This window comes from Shewanella putrefaciens (genome assembly GCF_016406305.1).
Lineage (GTDB): Bacteria > Pseudomonadota > Gammaproteobacteria > Enterobacterales > Shewanellaceae > Shewanella > Shewanella putrefaciens_C.
Genome location: NZ_CP066369.1, coordinates 3,701,124 through 3,717,337 on the forward strand (window position 1 = coordinate 3,701,124; position 16,214 = coordinate 3,717,337).

Below are 16,214 nucleotides of genomic sequence, written 5' to 3' on the forward strand. Positions count from 1 at the left end.
CTCTAGAATCTAGCGATAAGCCTACCTAACTACTCAGCCTTAAAAGTAAGATAAAGTTGCCCCGCTTCGAACCGCGTCACTAAGGTTCGCAGGGAACAGGCATCACCAGCACTCAACTTACCGGTAGTGATATCAAACTTCAGGCCATGGGCGGGACACTGCAGCCAAGGTGGCTCAAGTTTCCCACTAAACATCGATGCCCCCTGGTGGGGACACCCATCCTCAATCCCATAAAACTGTCCGTCAATTTGAAACACAATGATCGGCCGCTCTGCTATCCACAGCATGCGTCTTGCGTTATTTTCTGGCAGTTTATCCGCGGGAACGGGGAACCAACATAGCTCTGCTGTCATGCGACTGTGGTGCAATCGGCTAACGCATTGACCAGATCATCGACACTGTTAGCCCCGTACAATAGTTTCCCATCGGAGAATCGGTACGCAGGGACGCTCCGCGGGAACCAGCTAGCCTGCTCTGACTGGTAATATGCTCCGCTCAGATCGGATTTTTTCATGTTAATCCAGTTTTCTTCGCTCGCTAATGCCCAGAGCCATTCGATATTGCCAATATCTGCCCCCTCCACAAAATAGCCCCGATAGATGGCTTCCATTAGCAATTGCACTCGCTGCGGTGGCAATTGGGCCTGTGCGGCCGCAAACAAACGGTGAACTCTGGCGGTATTGGGCATAAGTTCAATTTTGTCAAAATTCAGACTCAAATTAACGGTCGAAGCCGCAAAACGGATCTGCTCTTGGCGGGCCGAGACGGCCAGCTGACTACCAAGTCGTTGCTGGTAAAATGCCTGAAAAGGCGTGCCATCCGTCGGTAGGGTTGGCAGTAATTGCACCCCGTGCCAACGAACCTCAACACTTAGATCTGGCTGGCTCTCATGCAACTGCTTCAAGGCTCGCTCCAATTGGCGTTTGCCGATATAACACCAGGGGCAAATAAAATCGAACGCGACTTCTACATTTATTACGTTATTCATCAAGATGATACTGTTCCTGTTTCCCGCAATGAGTTGAGATCTGCTTGATAGTGCCTAAGGGCATACAAGAAACACAAACCAGAGACGAGGCTGATCGAAGGTAAAACCTGCATGGCGGTGGCTAGGCTATATTTGTCAGCCAGAGTGCCAATCACAAAGGGACCTGGCGCTAACCCTAACAGGTTGTTCGCTAACGTCAGGGTCGCAAAAGCCGTACCGTGCACAGAAGCATGGGTAAGATTGGCGACCATGGCTCCCGCTGGGCCAGTGGTGCCAGCGGCAACGAGCATACCTAAGCCAATCAAGACTAATTGGCCCGTGCCGGGTGACATGCTAAAGGCGGCGGTGAGTACTATGCCGCTAAGAGCACAGTAGATAATTGCCAACCAGATCTTATTGCCTGGATTATCACGGCAGAATCTGTCGGTTAACATGCCGCAGAGCACCATACCCACACCACTACAGAGCACTAAAAGCCCGGCAAATACGCCAGCCTTATCTGTGCCCATTTGATAGTAGCGATTGAGAAAACTCGGCAGCCATGCCATAAGCGAGGCGGTGATAAAGAGTTGCAGACCGCTACCTATATAAGCGCACAACACAGAGCGGGTACCGACTAAGGTTTTTAGGGCTCGCTTATAATCGGATTTTTGCGTGACGACCGCACGATTGTTAGGGATTTTCGCTGACTTCACCAACAGAGGATAGATAATCGCTAACAGTAAACCGAATAATGCCATACCGACAAAGGCAAAACGCCAGCCAAAGTGCTGGGCAAGCACACCGCCAAACGCCATTCCTAATACCGAGCCAAATACGCCCCCGGCCATAAATGCGGCGGATAGACTGGCACGCATATTTTTGGGGAACACCGACAGAACGACAGCGATACCGACGCTGCCATAGGCGGCCTCACCCACTCCCACCATCATTCTGGCAACGAACATCTGCTCATAATTCTTGGCGATACCACAGATCAGGGTTGCCACACTCCAGAGAATGGCCATACCGACTAAACTGCGGATCCGGCCATATCGGTCGGCGATCAGGGAGAGGGGAAAAGTCAGCAGGCCAACCATTAAGGCGACGATGCTGCTCAGCGATCCCAATTGGGCATCGGTTAAGGCCCAATCCGACTTCAGCAATGGAAAGACGGCATTGAGTACTTGGCGAGACATATAATCTGAAATCAACAGACCGAATGTCAGTGCAAACACAGTCCAAGCAAAAGTGCGTGGAATACTGGCGATCATGCTTGCGTCTTGTTGATCTTGGCTGGGTAAATGCATTGCTCAAACACCCCCACAAAGGACGCGCAGAAACTGCGCGTCATAGCTGTTTTTAGTTATGTTTATTGGTTTGACACTAGCGAATTGGCACATTGCGTTGACCAGGGCGACGATTAGGTGCCATGCCTAGCTTAGCCAAGGTTTCATCGGCATCTTTATACCAAGTGCCAATCTTGTATATCTGCCTCGCCTCGACGCCCGACGCAATCTCACGTCCTAGCTCTTTAGCAATTCTGACGCACTGCTCTACCTGCTCGACAGAAGTCATAGGATTACCATGTTGATCTATGATGGTATCTTCGATGCCGCAACGGGGATGCAGGCCAAGTGCCATAGCCATGGTGTTGATTGGCAACACGTTTTTCATTAGTGACTCTAAGGTTAAGCAGGCACCGTCCGGCGCTTTCCTGATGAACTCCATAAAGTTATAGGGATTAGGGCCATCGAATCCACCGCCGATACCCACCCAAGTCAGGTTCAGCGGCCCAGTGTAAATCCCACGGCGGATCAGTCGCTCTAGGGTTTCTAGGGCATGGGTGCCTGTCAGTTGGAAATGGGGTTGAACGCCAGCCGCTTGCAAACGACGTAAATGTTCTTCCACCCAAGCTGGGCCCGCTGGTACAGTCATTTCACTGTAGGCGGCTCTAATGGCTGGGTGTGCGAGGCTAGTGCCGGCCAGTTCGCAGTCGTTCATCAATTCCATGATGTTCATCTGCACTGTGTTAATGGCCACTGTCACTTGGTCTGGTTTAGGCGTTAATTCGGCGAGCATATGGCGGGTATCGTCGGACAACCACTGAGCCGCCTGTCCTTCATTTTCGGGGGCGAAGGAGATCGAGCCACCCACCTGAATGATCATATCTGGTACAGCGGCGCGAACTCCTGCGATCAACTCATTGAATTTAGACAGACGCTTAGAGCCTTTGCCATCTAATTCACGCACGTGCAGGTGTAACACAGTGGCGCCGGCATTGTAGCAATCGACCGCCTTCTGCACTTGTTCTTCCATGGTCACTGGAATGTCTTTTGGAAAATCCTCAGGCATCCATTCCGGCCCATAGGGGGCGACTGTGATGACGACTTTATCTTGATTTTCAGGGTGTAACGAATCATCTAAAAATTGCATATGCCTCTCCAGGTACGGGACTCAGCCGTTAATTGAGGCTGAGAAGTTTCTCGTTCAATGTGTGTTAATAGGGTTTGTCACCTATGATGGCGGCGCGGTCCATCCTGCGTACACAGGCGGGGTAATCCATAACGGCGTAGTGCTGGGTGCATCTGTTATCCCAGATAGCGACGCTATTTTTGCGCCAACGCCAACGCACCTGATACTCAGGAATATAGGCTTGGCTGATCAGATAGCTGAGCAGATTGCTGGCCCCCGGGTTAGCATCTTGGCCAAAGCGAACACGGTTAGGCGTATGGTAATTGGTGAAATGCGTAGTGAAGGCGTTGACGAACAAGACTTTTTCGCCCGTTTCAGGGTGAGTTCGAACAACGGGGTGTTCGGCGTCCGGATACATGGCCTTTAGCGCGAGTCTTTTCTCCAGTGGCATCGCCGCCCCGAAGCTGGCCTCAATGCTGTGTCTGGCCCGTAAATCGGCTATCTGTTGCTTGATGGCATCGGGCAGATTTTCATAGGCTAACCCCATGTTTGCCCACATAGTGTCACCACCAACTGCGGGGGTTTCGACACAACGCAACACGCAGCCTAAGGGCGGCGCTTCACGCCAAGTCGCATCCGTATGCCACGCATTCTCATAGCGATCTACGGGTTGCTCGGGGGATTTGTAGATTTGCACTAACCCAGGATGCTCAGGATCGCTACCGGCAACCGGATGATCTTCTAACTCGCCAAAACGACGGGCGAAGGCCACATGTTCGGCTCGGCTAAAATCTTGATCCCGCAGAAACAAGACCTTATGACGTAATAATTGCTGCCTAATGTCATTAAACAGTCCGTCATCGTGGACGGCATCGGCGAGATTGACGCCAATGAGTTCGGCGCCAATGCTGCAGGTTAGTTGTTCTACACGCATTCGCAATTTCCTTAGATAATGAATATGGACGAACCCGTGGTCTTACGGGCTTCGAGATCACGGTGAGCCTTGACTGCATCTTCTAAGGCATAGTGTTGGTTGATCTCTATCTTGATGCGACCACTCCCGACATGGTCGAACAGTTCGGCGGCGAGGGCCGCTTTCTCGGCCGGATCGGCGATATAGTCCGCTAGCGCGGGTCGGCTCAGGTATAGGGAGCCTTTCATCGCCAGCAATTGTGGATCAAATGGCGGGATAGTGCCGGAGGCCGTGCCTACGCACACCATGAGGCCGCGGCGTTTGAGCGAGTCTAACGATGACATAAAAGTGTCCCGACCTACGGAGTCGAACACCACGTCAACGCCCCTGCCTTCGGTAATATTACGCACCTGTGCGGCGACGTTCTGCTCGCTGTAATTAATCACATGGTCACAGCCGTGGGCCCTGGCTATCTCGGCTTTGGCGGCGGTCGAAACTGTGCCTATGACCTGTAATCCCAGCAATTTTGCCCACTGGGAGACAATCAGCCCCACTCCGCCCGCGGCGGCGTGCAGCAAAATACTGTCCCCGGGTTGGAACTGGTGAATGCGTCTAAGCAAATAGGCTGAGGTCAGGCCGCGCATAGTCATTGCCGCAGCGGTCTCGAAGGAAATGGTTTCTGGCAATTTAATTAACGGAGCCGCATCTATCACCCTTTCGGTGCAATAGGCGCCTAAGGTATTGAGAAAACCCGTATAAGTGACGCGATCACCAACAGCCAGATGGCTAACGCCCTCACCCACTGCGGTAACAATCCCAGCCGCTTCGACACCTATGCCGCTCGGGAGTGGAATAGGGTAAGTTCCGTTACGGAAATACGTGTCCGCGAAATTTAGGCCGACTGCGACATGTCGCAATTGCACCTGACCCGCCGCTGGCTCTGGTACCACCACGTCTTCAAACTTCAAAACGTCCGGTGACCCACTCTCGTAAAATCGTACTGCTTTGGCCATGTCTCTCTCCGCACTCGTGTAATTAAACTTGTTAATCCAATGTAAGAGCCTATAGCAGCTCTCGCTTTTCATTCGACGCCATCAACTTCTCAGTTCGTGACAGCTGATGATCTTGCTGGGGCGAAACTGTCTTTGCTCCCTGAGCGGGCCCATCCTTATGCATTTTTGGCAGCATAAAATGTGACAACGCAGGGATCAGGATCAGCGCACCGAGCATGTTCCAGATAAACATAAAGGTGAGGAGTAGCCCCATATCCGCCTGAAACTTGATGGGCGATGCCAACCAAGTAATGACTCCCGCGGCTAAAGTTACCCCGACCAAGGCAACGACCTTACCCGTGAAAGTAACGGCATTGCGGTAGGCATCGGTCAAGGATTGTCCCTGACGCTGGAACTGCAACTGAATGCTTAATAGGTAGATGGCATAGTCGATACCAATACCGACCCCGAGGGCGATCACGGGCAAAGTCGCCACTTTAATCCCTATCCCCAACATCACCATCAGGGCTTCACATAGGATGGAGGTCATCATCAGCGGCAATAAGGCGATCAGTGTCGCGCGCCAACTGCGGAAGGTGATCAGACAAAAAATAGCGACCCCGGCATACACATACAGCAACATAGCGGTATTGGCTTCCTTGACCACTTGGTTGGTCGCAGCATCGATGCCCGCTGAACCTGCGGCCAATAAAAATTGGACCTTGTCATTACTGTGCTCGTCGGCAAATTGCTGTGCAACCTGTGACACGGCTTCGAGGGTTTTCGCTTTATGATCTTTAAGATAGGCAATGACGGGCATCAAAGAGCAGTCGGTATTGAACAATTCGGGATTGTTCACCGAGGCCTGCTGCGCCGCATAGTTGAGCATATCTTGGTTGCGTAAAATGCTGTAAAACTTAAGATTCCCCTCGTAGGCGCCGGCACTGATTTGCTTAACCGCATCGACGAGGGAGTTAGTCATCTGCACATTGGGATTCTGTTGTAGCTGCCAGGCCAATTTGTCGGCGAGGATCAGCGTTTGATAATCCAAGCAGCCCTCGGGCGCCGTTTTGATCATCACGGCGAACAGATCGCTAGACAGGGCATAATGCTCAGTGATGTAGGCATTGTCTCGGTTGTAACGGGAATCGGCCCGCAACTCAGGGGCGCCAGCGTCCAGATCCCCCACTTGGATATTCCGGCTGACCAAATAGCCACCCGCGGTCAACAGGGTCGAAAACACTAAGGCGAAGGTGGCATAACGGCGCAGGGTGAATCTGTCTAAATAGTCCCATAACCGTCCAAGCCCTTTATGCTCTAAGGTCACGCGCTCACTCTTCAGGTAACGCAGCGCCGCCTTACGACTCACCCCAACATAGGAGAGGCTCACAGGGATAAGTAACAAAGTAGTGAAGATCAACATAGCGACCCCAATACTGGCGGTAATGGCCAGATCTTGGATAACCGGAATATTGATCAACATCAGCACCGCAAAGCCGACAGTGTCTGACAGCAACGCCGTGAGCCCAGGTATAAATAGGCGGCGGAAGGTGAGTCTGGCGGCCGTCAGTTTATCCATGCCATTGCCTATGTCGCGCATCACGCTGTTCATTTTCTGGGTAGCGTGGGACACACCGATAGCAAAGGTTAAAAATGGCACAAGAATCGTGTAGGGATCGAGGGGGTAATCCAGCAAACTGATGATCCCCAACTGCCACAATACCGCCAGCAAAGAACAGGAAACCACCAATAAACTGCTTCGAAAACAACGGCTATAGGCCCAGATAATACAAAGGGCAATGATGATGGCGATAGCAAAGAAGCCCGCCATTTGGTGCAAGCCACCAATCAACTCGCCGACCAACTGTGCAAAACCAATAACGTGGATCTTCACAGCACCAGGGGTATTAGGTGTTTCATACTGCTCGCGCAACTGGGCAATGACCTCGGCCAATTGCTCATAGTCAACGGGCTCGCCGGTGGCAGATTGCCTATCCAACAAAGGCACCATGATCATAGTGGAGCGAAAATCATTGGCCACTAAGTTGCCCACTATGCCGGCCCGGGCAATATTTTGCCTAAGTTGGCCTATGCTAGTGTCAGAACCATCATACCTATCAGGCATAACAGGGCCGCCTTGAAAGCCCTCCTCGGTCACTTCAGTCCAACGCACCCCTGGCGACCAGAGGGATTTCATCCAAGCACGGTCAACCCCATCGGTGAGAAATAGGGTGTCATTAATCTGCTTGAGCGTATCTAAATAGAGGGGATCGAAAATATCGCCCTGGGGATTTTCCACCACCACCCGCAAACTATTACCTAAGCCACGTAACTGACTGCGTTCGGCCAGAAAGTTTTGGATATAGGGATGCCCTTGGGGCAACATCTTGTCGAAACTGGGTTTAAGTGTCAGTCGCTGGCTGACGATGCCCGCCATACACAGGGTCATCACAGTGACTAAGATCAAGAATAACAGTCGATGATTAAAGACCACTCTTTCAACCAGATTACCGCTGTTTTTATCCAGCAGTTTGACAGGTCCTGTATTGGGTTGGGATGAAATTGTCATTGCATACTGCTCTTTTCTGACGGGGAGACAGCCGCAGGCAGCGGCAGCGTTTGCAGCCCCTTAAGCCCGGCGACGATGAGTTGGCTGCCAGTCAATTGCAGCGCAGTAATAGGCGCCTGAATGGCGATTTCCGTTTGAGCCGCCTCGGGTTGGCCCTGCTCACGGATAAAAATTTTCCCGGTTTGATTACCGACCAAGATCAACGATCCGTTGAGTGCCACACTGGTAATACTGGCATTTGAGCCCGTATCAAGGGATTGCCATTGGGCGTTATCGTCGCGACGGCAGAACAGATGCCCCCTTAAGCCGTAGAGACAAATTTGTGCACCCTGTGCTGTGATGCCGAAAAAGCTGCTGCTATAGGGAGGCGTCAAAGACTCGACTTGGTTTGTGTGGCTGTGGAGTTTACGCAGTAGCCCCTGCTCACCGACGATATACAGTTCTTCCCCCACGGCGGCGATAGCATTGAGATGATAGTTGCTGGGGTTCGCCATTTTATCCATCAGGGGCATCCAAGTAGCACCACCATCTTGGGTCATTAAAATCAGGTTAAATGCGCCGACCACATAACCCAGTTGTCGATTGAAGAAGTGCAGATCCAGTAAGGGACCTAAGGTGCCATTTTGTGCGTTACGCTCGGCATCATCGAGCAATTGTTGATAGTCGGCATTGTTTGGATCTTGCTGTAATAGCTGGGAATAATACTGTTTCAGCAGGGCAGACAGTTGTCGTCCATCGAACTGCTTGGTCCAATGTTTTCCACCATCTTGGCTCGCGAGTATCACGCTATCGTGGCCGACGGCCCAACCGAAGTTGTCATCAACGAACTGAACTGCGGTTAAATCGGTACTGACAGGCACCTCGCCCTGTTGCCAACTTTGTCCTTGATCGTCCGAGTGCAGAATATGCCCGTGAACGCCAACGGCAATCGCTCTTTTACCGGCTTGGGTGATATCGAAAATCCCCGAATTAACCGCGAGTGAACTGCGCAGCGCAGGGGTATCGAGCACATCTGTCCTAGTCTCAGCCTGGCTAAACCCAGCAAATAACAGTAGGACTGGGACAAACATGACGCGCCGGACCAACTTTGCTTTGTACATCTGTCTTTCCTCTATTTGCACAGGGACACTCTGTCCCTGTGCATAGCTCAACAGGCTTCTGGGAAGTTAGCCTGCCCCTACAGCGTTAACGGATACCACTCGCCGCCAAGGCTTCCGGCGACCACTGTGTCTTTGGCAAAGGGTCGATATAGCGGATGCCACCATGGGGTCCCACAATGCCGTTGATGTTATAGCTGCCTGCGACTAGGTCGTAGATCATATGGGGGGTGGCATCGGGAATATCCTTGTCATAACTCTGGCTCAGGAAAGCAAATGAGCCGCGGTAGAGGTTGCCTCTGGCATCGTATTCATCGGATGCCAAGGCATTCCAGCTATCCTCATCCAGATAGAAGCGGCGCTTCTGGTACACATGGCGCTTATCGGATTTCAGATTGGCCTCGACCACCCAGACACGATGTTTTTCCCAGCGCACGAGGTCCGGTGACACAAAGTTTGGCGTGGTCAGATCCTTAGGATTTTGGAGATAGGTCAAGTCATAGGTGTTGTATGGCACATACATTTCCTGCTTGCCGACTAAGGTCCAGTCGTATCTGTCTAAGGCACCGTTGAAGACATAAATATCATCATAGGTCGAAGAGCCTGCTGTACCAGGGTTAGGAGTATCGTAGGCCAAGTTCGGTGCCAGCTTGACGCGTCTTACGCCCGGCAAGTATTGCCATGCACGGCGTGGGACTTTCATCGGGTTTACGGCATCTTTGAGCATCACACCTTCACCCACTCGGCGTGAGGGGCCGGTATAGTAAATTTTTGACTGGAAGTAGACATCGTCCGCCGCCAGAGGCTTAGACCAATCCTCATAGATGGGGAAGCTGTTAAATGCCCGCCCTGTGGTCGCTAGGGTCGCCACACCAGAGGCGTTGACGTTCCAAGAGTCATACTCAGTGGTGAATGTCACCCCTTGATAACGCAACAAAAAGTTCCACATGGCCTCGGCGCCTGTCTGTGGGATCGGGAATGGCACACCGGGCAACACTTGCTCGAGTGATAATCCCCCCTCCGTCGACTTGGCATTGACGGCATTGACTAAGGTGTTGTCCAGTAGCGGTTTAGGTAAGGCCGCTGTGCGATGGGTGGGATAAACGTCAATCCTGAAATTAGGGTGACGCTTCAATAATTCGGCTGTGGTCGCCGTTAAAAATGCCTGTTGCTGTGGCAGATCTTTAGCTGTGATCACTAACACAGGTTTTTCATCGGCAAAGGGGTTAGGACGAAGGGTTTCACCCTCCTTAAAACCCGCCGGTGCCTGGGTTAATCCGCCCGTGTAAGCCGGGATTGAACCATCGGCATTCGCGGCCACTTCTGCGCCCACCACAGTCAAGCTTGTGCCTAGGGCCTTTGCTTGTTCTGGACTGACGGCGGCCATACAACCCGCCGATATAGCAAGCATGACTGAGGCTGAGAGTATTGATTTGATAAATGTCATTCTGTCTTCTCCTGATTTAGATGCAGGCTGATGATTAGAAACTGGTTTTGAAGGACAAGGTCAACTGACCTCTGTCTTTCAGTAGTGGTGACAGGCCGGCCTGTGAGGTGATTTGACCAATCACACATTGATAGGCACCGTTAGCCCCTGGGGTGTTATTGTCGGTGCCGGTTTCGCACACTTTGTAATCACCAAAGTTATCCACGTACTTAAGATCGAAGCGATATTTCTGTAACAGATCGGCGCTCAACCCCACTGAATAACTCCCTGCGTCCTCATTGCCCGCAAGTTGAACCGCGGATTGTCCCTTGATGCCCATGTTGAAAGACATTGGCATGGACAAGTCTAGTCCAGGGTAAACTTGATACCAGACAGGGCTAAAGTTAACCGCTATGGTGTAGGCGGTGTCATCGGCCTTATCGACACCTTGATAACTGCTGTTACCCTTGAAAGTTTGTTCGTTATCAGTCACATCGACTAAGTGACTCACGGCACCTTCAACGATTAAGACCCCCGAATCCCATAACATCGACTCACTCAATATCGCCATACCGTTAATCACAGCATGGGCGGTATTGCCCGTCGCTAAACCGGTTTCACCGGCCTCTGGACGGCTGGCAATCAGGTTATCCCCATTGATAATGCCGGCGTCGGCAGCGGCGGTTAAGGTCGCGTTAGCAATAGTGAAGTTACTGGCCAGTGGCATATTTTGGCGGTAGTTGATATCGACCCCGACACTGATATCGCCAAGGCTAGTCGAGAGACTGATACCATAGAGATCGATATCGCCACCGTAGCTGGTGAAGTAATTGGCGCCAGCGACACCGGCAAGGCCAGGTTGATGTAAGTTCGGCGCATCGATTAAGAAGAAAGGCATAGTGTCACTGGTATTGCGGTAGAAAAACCCTAAGGTGCCGCTTAACCATTCAGGAGCCCATTTAGCCATCAGACCAAAATCACCACGGTCATCCGGTGTCACGTCTTCGCCCCGCGGCGCGCCGAAAAAGGCACTTTGTCCACCAATGGCGGCCACTGACGGTAAAGGCAACCAGAAGACGTTGTCACCATCCAGTGCCATATCGTATGGCCCCATATAAGTGCCACCTTCTGGGAAGCGAGAATTGCGGAATTCGAGGAAGTATTGGGCGCCGACCGAAAAGCTTTCATTCACTGTCAGGTTAGCCGACAGTTGATTACGCGGCATAAATAGCTCTTTGGCTTCGGTGCCCGGTACACTGTAAAGTTTGCCAAGGTCCAGCGATGACTGACCATAGTTGATGCCGTTCGCCGCATTGAGGATCGTCTCCCCCCAAAACACTGTGTGACGCCCCAACTTGGCACTTAATAACATTTCGTTAGCGATTTCAGTATTAAGGAACACGAAGGCGTCGAGTAATTCCCCCGAAGGTCCGTTGTAGTAACGGTCGGTGAAATTATTGAGTGGGCTATGGTCGGCCATTCCCCCCGCAGGCACGAGTACCGTCCCCGGTGGCACTGTCACCCCAGGAGCGACCGCTGTATCTCTGGCGGCAATCAAATGCCCGCCATTACCACTCGCGTTGGGGAAAGGATTGTCGGTTGCACTCAAATCATCGTAAGCGTAGTCGTACCAAGCGGCGGCGCTGATCCGAAAGCCCATTTTATCTTTGTGGATCACATCGAGTTCGGCCAGTAAGTCCGCCCGCTCTGTGGTGGCATCACCTTTGTCAAAATGGGAGTCACCATCGTTTAAGTTGGCGCTCGCTTTAATATTTTTATCTGCAGACTCAATACGTTGTCCGTAACTTAATTTTACTGTGTTATCGAATCGGACTGTCCAGTCTTCGTTGTCGGCGAAAAATTCTGTCGACTGTGCCTGACCGCTAGCTATTGCCATAAGAATGGCCGCGTTCAGCAAGGTTCTGCGAGTGTGTCCCGTTTTCGAGTTCTTTTTGTGCATCGCAAGTTCTCCGCTTGAGTTAAGGTACTTAGTTGGGTTGAATCACCCCTGTCATACTGCGGCAGTCGGTACCAAATATTAATTTTAAGGCTTAAAATTCAGCCATTTATCCAACATTTATGACGCTTATTGCTTTAGTGCGTCTATCAGTTGTTCTGCTAACGGCCATTCCCCATAGCCAGATGCGGGATTGAGATGCCCCACATCACCGGCGTTATAGAGGCGACTGCCCCATTGTTCCGCCATCTGCGTGGCGGCAGCTAAGCTGGCAAGATAGTCATTGCTGCTGGCGACCAAGATGGAGGGGAATGGCAAAGGCTGGTTCGGTACAGGCGACCAACCGAGTTGTTGTAAGGATGCTGGCGTTGGGTAGTTTTCCGGCCACTGCGCATTTAAATCTGGGGGGGCGACTAAGAGGGCGCCTAAAATCGGCCGCGTAAAACGCGCCGCCCAATGGACTGTCATCAACACGCCTGCGCTGTGAGCCACCAGAATGACGGGACCCTCGATACTGGCAAGTTGTTGCTCAATGGCGTCAATTCTGGCTTCAAGATTGAGCTTGTCGGTTTGCATTGGCGGCACAGTACGGCAATGGGGTAATTTTTTTGCCAAAAAAGTTTGCCAATGTTCTTCCACATGATCCCTTAGGCCAGGAATGATCAATATGGTGACTGATTGCTGCATTGCCTCTCCCCTCTCTAAACACGGCGCTTTGATGGCGCATTAATGTCCTATGAAGTTAGATAGAGCGGGGATGAACTGCTTTCCAATCTACGCCAAATACTTTTCATTTGATGACAATGCGCAAATGTTTACAAATTGTTGCAATGGTGAATATAAAGTTTAACAGCGCGTTTGCATCATCAGTTACTAATGTTTTTACTTACTATTTTCCATTACTTAACAAGCGATTAATGCAAACCAAGCCACATGGAAAAGTTAATTTATGCAACATATTTTCACGACCCAACGAGGTGCAGTTGACGTCAATTGGTAATTGATTGTCGCAATTTGCAAACAGGATCGGGAAGAAAGGCCCTAATATCCTAAATTATCGCAGTACAAAGACTGTTCAACCGGGAGTGAATTTATGTATGGCTTGATGCAAAAGCACCAGATGAATTTGATTGATATTTTGACATTTGCAGCGCAGCAACATCAGAGCGCTAAAATTAGCTCTAAGCTCAGTCAGGACACTGTACATCAGTATGGCTATGCCGATGCCCTAGGTCGAGTGCACCAGTTGGCGCAGGCATTGGCGTCATTAGGGGTCACACAAGGGCAAACCGTAGCAACCATGGCCTGGAATAATCATCGCCATTTTGAAGCTTGGTACGCCATTGCTGGTATGGGCGCAGTGTGCCACACCACCAACCCACGCCTATTTGCCGATCAGCTCAGTTATATTCTGAATACGGGCGGTGCCAAGGTGCTGTTAGTGGAAACGAGCTTTGCCCCCATCATAGCCAGCCTTTTGCCTACCCTTGAGCATATTGAACACTTAGTCTGGCTAGATACGCCGGAACAAGCGCCACAACTGGACACGAATATCCGCCAGCACAGCTATGAAAGCTTGCTAGCACAACAGTCGGGAACCTACGACTGGCCAGCCTTATCGGAAGATACCGCCTCATCCATGTGCTTTACTTCAGGCACAACGGGCATGCCTAAGGGCGTGGTTTACTCGCACCGCTCGAATATGCTGATGGCGATGATGACCAAAGCCGCCGATGGCCTCAATATCAACCACGATGATTCGGTGCTAATGGTCGTGCCTATGTTCCACGCGAACAGTTGGGGCTTAGTCTACTCGGCCCCTATGGTTGGCGCAGATCTGGTGCTGCCGGGACCCTTTTTAGACGGACAAAGCCTGCATACCCTGATCCATAATCATGGGGTGACGTTCTCCGCGGCGGTGCCAACGGTGTGGAGCATGCTGCTGCAATATCTCCAAGGGAATAAGTTGGACTGTGGCCGACTCAAAGAAGTGGTGATTGGTGGCGCCGCCGTACCTGTCAGCATGATCCAGATCTTCCGCGAACAATATGGCGTCAATGTAGTGCACGCATGGGGCATGACAGAAACCAGCCCGATTGGCACTATTAACCGCCCTTGTACCGACATCCTTAAGCTAAGCGCCGAGGAACAATTGGCCTATGCCTGCAAACAGGGGCGGCCGGTGTTTGGCATTGAACTGCAGCTACGTGATGACGACGACAATGTCCTGCCCCAGGACGGTAACACCGCTGGACGTTTGATGATCAGGGGCGACTGGGTACTGGAACGCTATTTGGGCCAAGAGGACAAAGCCATCGACAGCAAAGGCTGGTTTGATACCGGTGATATCGCCACTATCGATAAGTTAGGTTATATGCAGATAACCGATAGGGCGAAGGACATTATCAAATCCGGTGGCGAATGGATAAGCTCGGTAGAATTGGAAAATGCCGCCTCTGGGCATCCAGATGTAGCCTTAGCGGCTGTGATTGGCATCCCAGATCCCAAATGGACCGAGCGCCCCATGTTACTGCTGAAATTACGGGAACAGGTGAGCCCGAGCGACACCTTAGTGGCTGCCATTCTCGACTTTTTAAGCACTCAGGTCAGCCGTTGGTGGCTCCCCGAAAAAGTGATATTTGTCGAGCAGATCCCCCTAACCGCGACAGGCAAGATAGATAAAAAGCAGTTACGTAAGATCTATGGCGTATAAAGCTGATAACGGAAGGTTTTTAGATAAGCGACTCAATTAGGTGAGGCACTAATTTAGGTAAAACACTAGATTAGGTAAAACACTAAAAACGAACAGGGATAGAAAGCCTACGGCTATCTATCCCTGTTTAAAGGTATTAATCCGATCTTTTCCCCTGAGCAATCCGGCCACAGGTCATTCTTTAAAATCAACGGAGCCAAATTCAAACTCGCACTCAAACTAGCACTCGCACTCGCACTCGCACTCAATCATCGAGGAGAGTGCCGCTATTTAGGGATAGCGATGGATCAACTCTCTTAAAATTTAACTCTGCCCACTCTTAAAATTTTGCTCTGCTTACTAGGGCCTTTCGACTCTGGCTATATGCAATAAGCTCTTGATTACTCACGCGGGCGATAAAGGTATCATCAAGGAAAAAGTCTACATCATCCCCCGATTTACGGCCCGATAATAACTGAGTGCTACCATCTTCATAGGCTAAGGTCATAGTCACTGTGTGCTCATCTGGATAAGCAATCTGAGCCTGAGTCAGTTTTACCGGTGCCGATTTAAGCTCATCACTCACATGGTGATTGACCTTAAAGATGGCCTCCACAGGCATATCGACAACCGCAGGGGATTTATCCGTAATCGGATTCTTGCCCGTCCAAAACTCAATCGTATTGAAGATAAACAGATCGCCAGTCGCCGCTAGGCCATAAACCGGGCTTAACAGCATAAACAAACCTGCACGACCATAACGGTTATCCACCGCACTTAAGTTTCCCTTAGTCACCATTTGGCTTAAGCCCATTTGTCCCATACAGCCCGTTAACTGGGTCGTTAACAGCATGCCAATAGTCACAGCTAAAAGTTTAGATTTCATTAAATTCATTCGATTGGGTAAAAACAAAAGCGCGAATTCTAAGGATAACTTGAGACTAAACCGTGCGACGGAACACAACTCAAGGTAAATAAATGGGGTGATTTGTGATCAACTGAGTAGAGGTTGTTATGTACATTCCTTGAAGAAACTAAAGCTTACGATAAGATAATAAAACTAAGCACTTACCAATGCCGCCACAACAATTTGCCAATATATGTAAAAATACGGGGACAAAGTAAAAATAAAACCCTAGGGAAGAGCAATCCGTAATCTACAGCCAACGCCCTTACAAGCTTCTCA

The 16,214-nt window shown here is 50.9% G+C and carries 13 protein-coding genes; 1 reads left to right on the forward strand and 12 read right to left on the reverse strand.

Annotation, left to right across the window (positions count from 1 at the left end):
* Nucleotides 1-29 precede the first annotated feature (29 nt).
* The 11 genes from JFT56_RS16155 to JFT56_RS16205 all read right to left on the reverse strand — a co-directional run bounded on the left by JFT56_RS16155 (nucleotide 30) and on the right by JFT56_RS16205 (nucleotide 13,023).
* Nucleotides 30-353 carry a Rieske (2Fe-2S) protein gene (locus JFT56_RS16155; RefSeq protein WP_198781022.1) on the reverse strand — a complete coding sequence of 108 codons (324 nt, stop codon included), beginning with the start codon at nucleotides 351-353 and terminating at the stop codon, nucleotides 30-32.
* On the reverse strand, nucleotides 350-988 hold the full coding sequence (locus tag JFT56_RS16160; protein ID WP_198781023.1) for a DsbA family protein: 639 nt from the start codon (nucleotides 986-988) through the stop codon (nucleotides 350-352). Before JFT56_RS16160 ends, JFT56_RS16155 begins: the two co-directional genes overlap by 4 nt.
* A complete protein-coding gene (locus tag JFT56_RS16165; protein ID WP_198781024.1) occupies nucleotides 988-2,277 on the reverse strand; it encodes an MFS transporter in 1,290 nt (429 codons plus the stop codon). Before JFT56_RS16165 ends, JFT56_RS16160 begins: the two co-directional genes overlap by 1 nt.
* A 76-nt stretch (nucleotides 2,278-2,353) precedes the next feature.
* A complete protein-coding gene (locus tag JFT56_RS16170) occupies nucleotides 2,354-3,403 on the reverse strand; it encodes a 3-keto-5-aminohexanoate cleavage protein (RefSeq protein ID WP_198781025.1) in 1,050 nt (349 codons plus the stop codon).
* Between the two features lie 64 nt (nucleotides 3,404-3,467).
* A complete protein-coding gene (locus JFT56_RS16175) occupies nucleotides 3,468-4,316 on the reverse strand; it encodes a TauD/TfdA dioxygenase family protein (protein WP_198781026.1) in 849 nt (282 codons plus the stop codon).
* A gap of 11 nt (nucleotides 4,317-4,327) precedes the next feature.
* Nucleotides 4,328-5,308, reverse strand: a complete 981-nt coding sequence (locus JFT56_RS16180; protein WP_198781027.1) for a quinone oxidoreductase family protein — start codon at nucleotides 5,306-5,308, stop codon at nucleotides 4,328-4,330.
* A gap of 49 nt (nucleotides 5,309-5,357) precedes the next feature.
* Nucleotides 5,358-7,856, reverse strand: a complete 2,499-nt coding sequence (locus JFT56_RS16185; RefSeq protein ID WP_198781028.1) for an efflux RND transporter permease subunit — start codon at nucleotides 7,854-7,856, stop codon at nucleotides 5,358-5,360.
* Nucleotides 7,853-8,956, reverse strand: coding sequence for a WD40/YVTN/BNR-like repeat-containing protein (locus JFT56_RS16190; RefSeq protein WP_198781029.1), 1,104 nt, complete (start codon nucleotides 8,954-8,956; stop codon nucleotides 7,853-7,855). The genes JFT56_RS16185 and JFT56_RS16190 overlap by 4 nt, the downstream gene beginning before the upstream one ends.
* An 85-nt stretch (nucleotides 8,957-9,041) precedes the next feature.
* The gene (locus JFT56_RS16195; RefSeq protein WP_198781030.1) at nucleotides 9,042-10,400 is read right to left on the reverse strand and encodes a DUF1329 domain-containing protein; all 1,359 of its coding nucleotides are present in this window, start codon (nucleotides 10,398-10,400) and stop codon (nucleotides 9,042-9,044) included.
* Between the two features lie 34 nt (nucleotides 10,401-10,434).
* Nucleotides 10,435-12,339: a DUF1302 domain-containing protein gene (locus JFT56_RS16200; RefSeq protein WP_198781031.1), complete on the reverse strand. Its 1,905-nt coding sequence runs from the start codon at nucleotides 12,337-12,339 to the stop codon at nucleotides 10,435-10,437.
* Between the two features lie 126 nt (nucleotides 12,340-12,465).
* Nucleotides 12,466-13,023: an RBBP9/YdeN family alpha/beta hydrolase gene (locus JFT56_RS16205; RefSeq protein WP_198781032.1), complete on the reverse strand. Its 558-nt coding sequence runs from the start codon at nucleotides 13,021-13,023 to the stop codon at nucleotides 12,466-12,468.
* Between the two features lie 406 nt (nucleotides 13,024-13,429).
* Here JFT56_RS16205 and JFT56_RS16210 point away from each other — a divergent pair, with 406 nt between their 5' ends.
* Nucleotides 13,430-15,049, forward strand: a complete 1,620-nt coding sequence (locus tag JFT56_RS16210) for a long-chain fatty acid--CoA ligase (RefSeq protein ID WP_198781033.1) — start codon at nucleotides 13,430-13,432, stop codon at nucleotides 15,047-15,049.
* Between the two features lie 319 nt (nucleotides 15,050-15,368).
* Here JFT56_RS16210 and JFT56_RS16215 read toward each other — a convergent pair whose 3' ends face one another.
* Nucleotides 15,369-15,914 carry a DUF3332 domain-containing protein gene (locus tag JFT56_RS16215; protein WP_198781034.1) on the reverse strand — a complete coding sequence of 182 codons (546 nt, stop codon included), beginning with the start codon at nucleotides 15,912-15,914 and terminating at the stop codon, nucleotides 15,369-15,371.
* Between the last annotated feature and the right edge of the window lie 300 nt (nucleotides 15,915-16,214).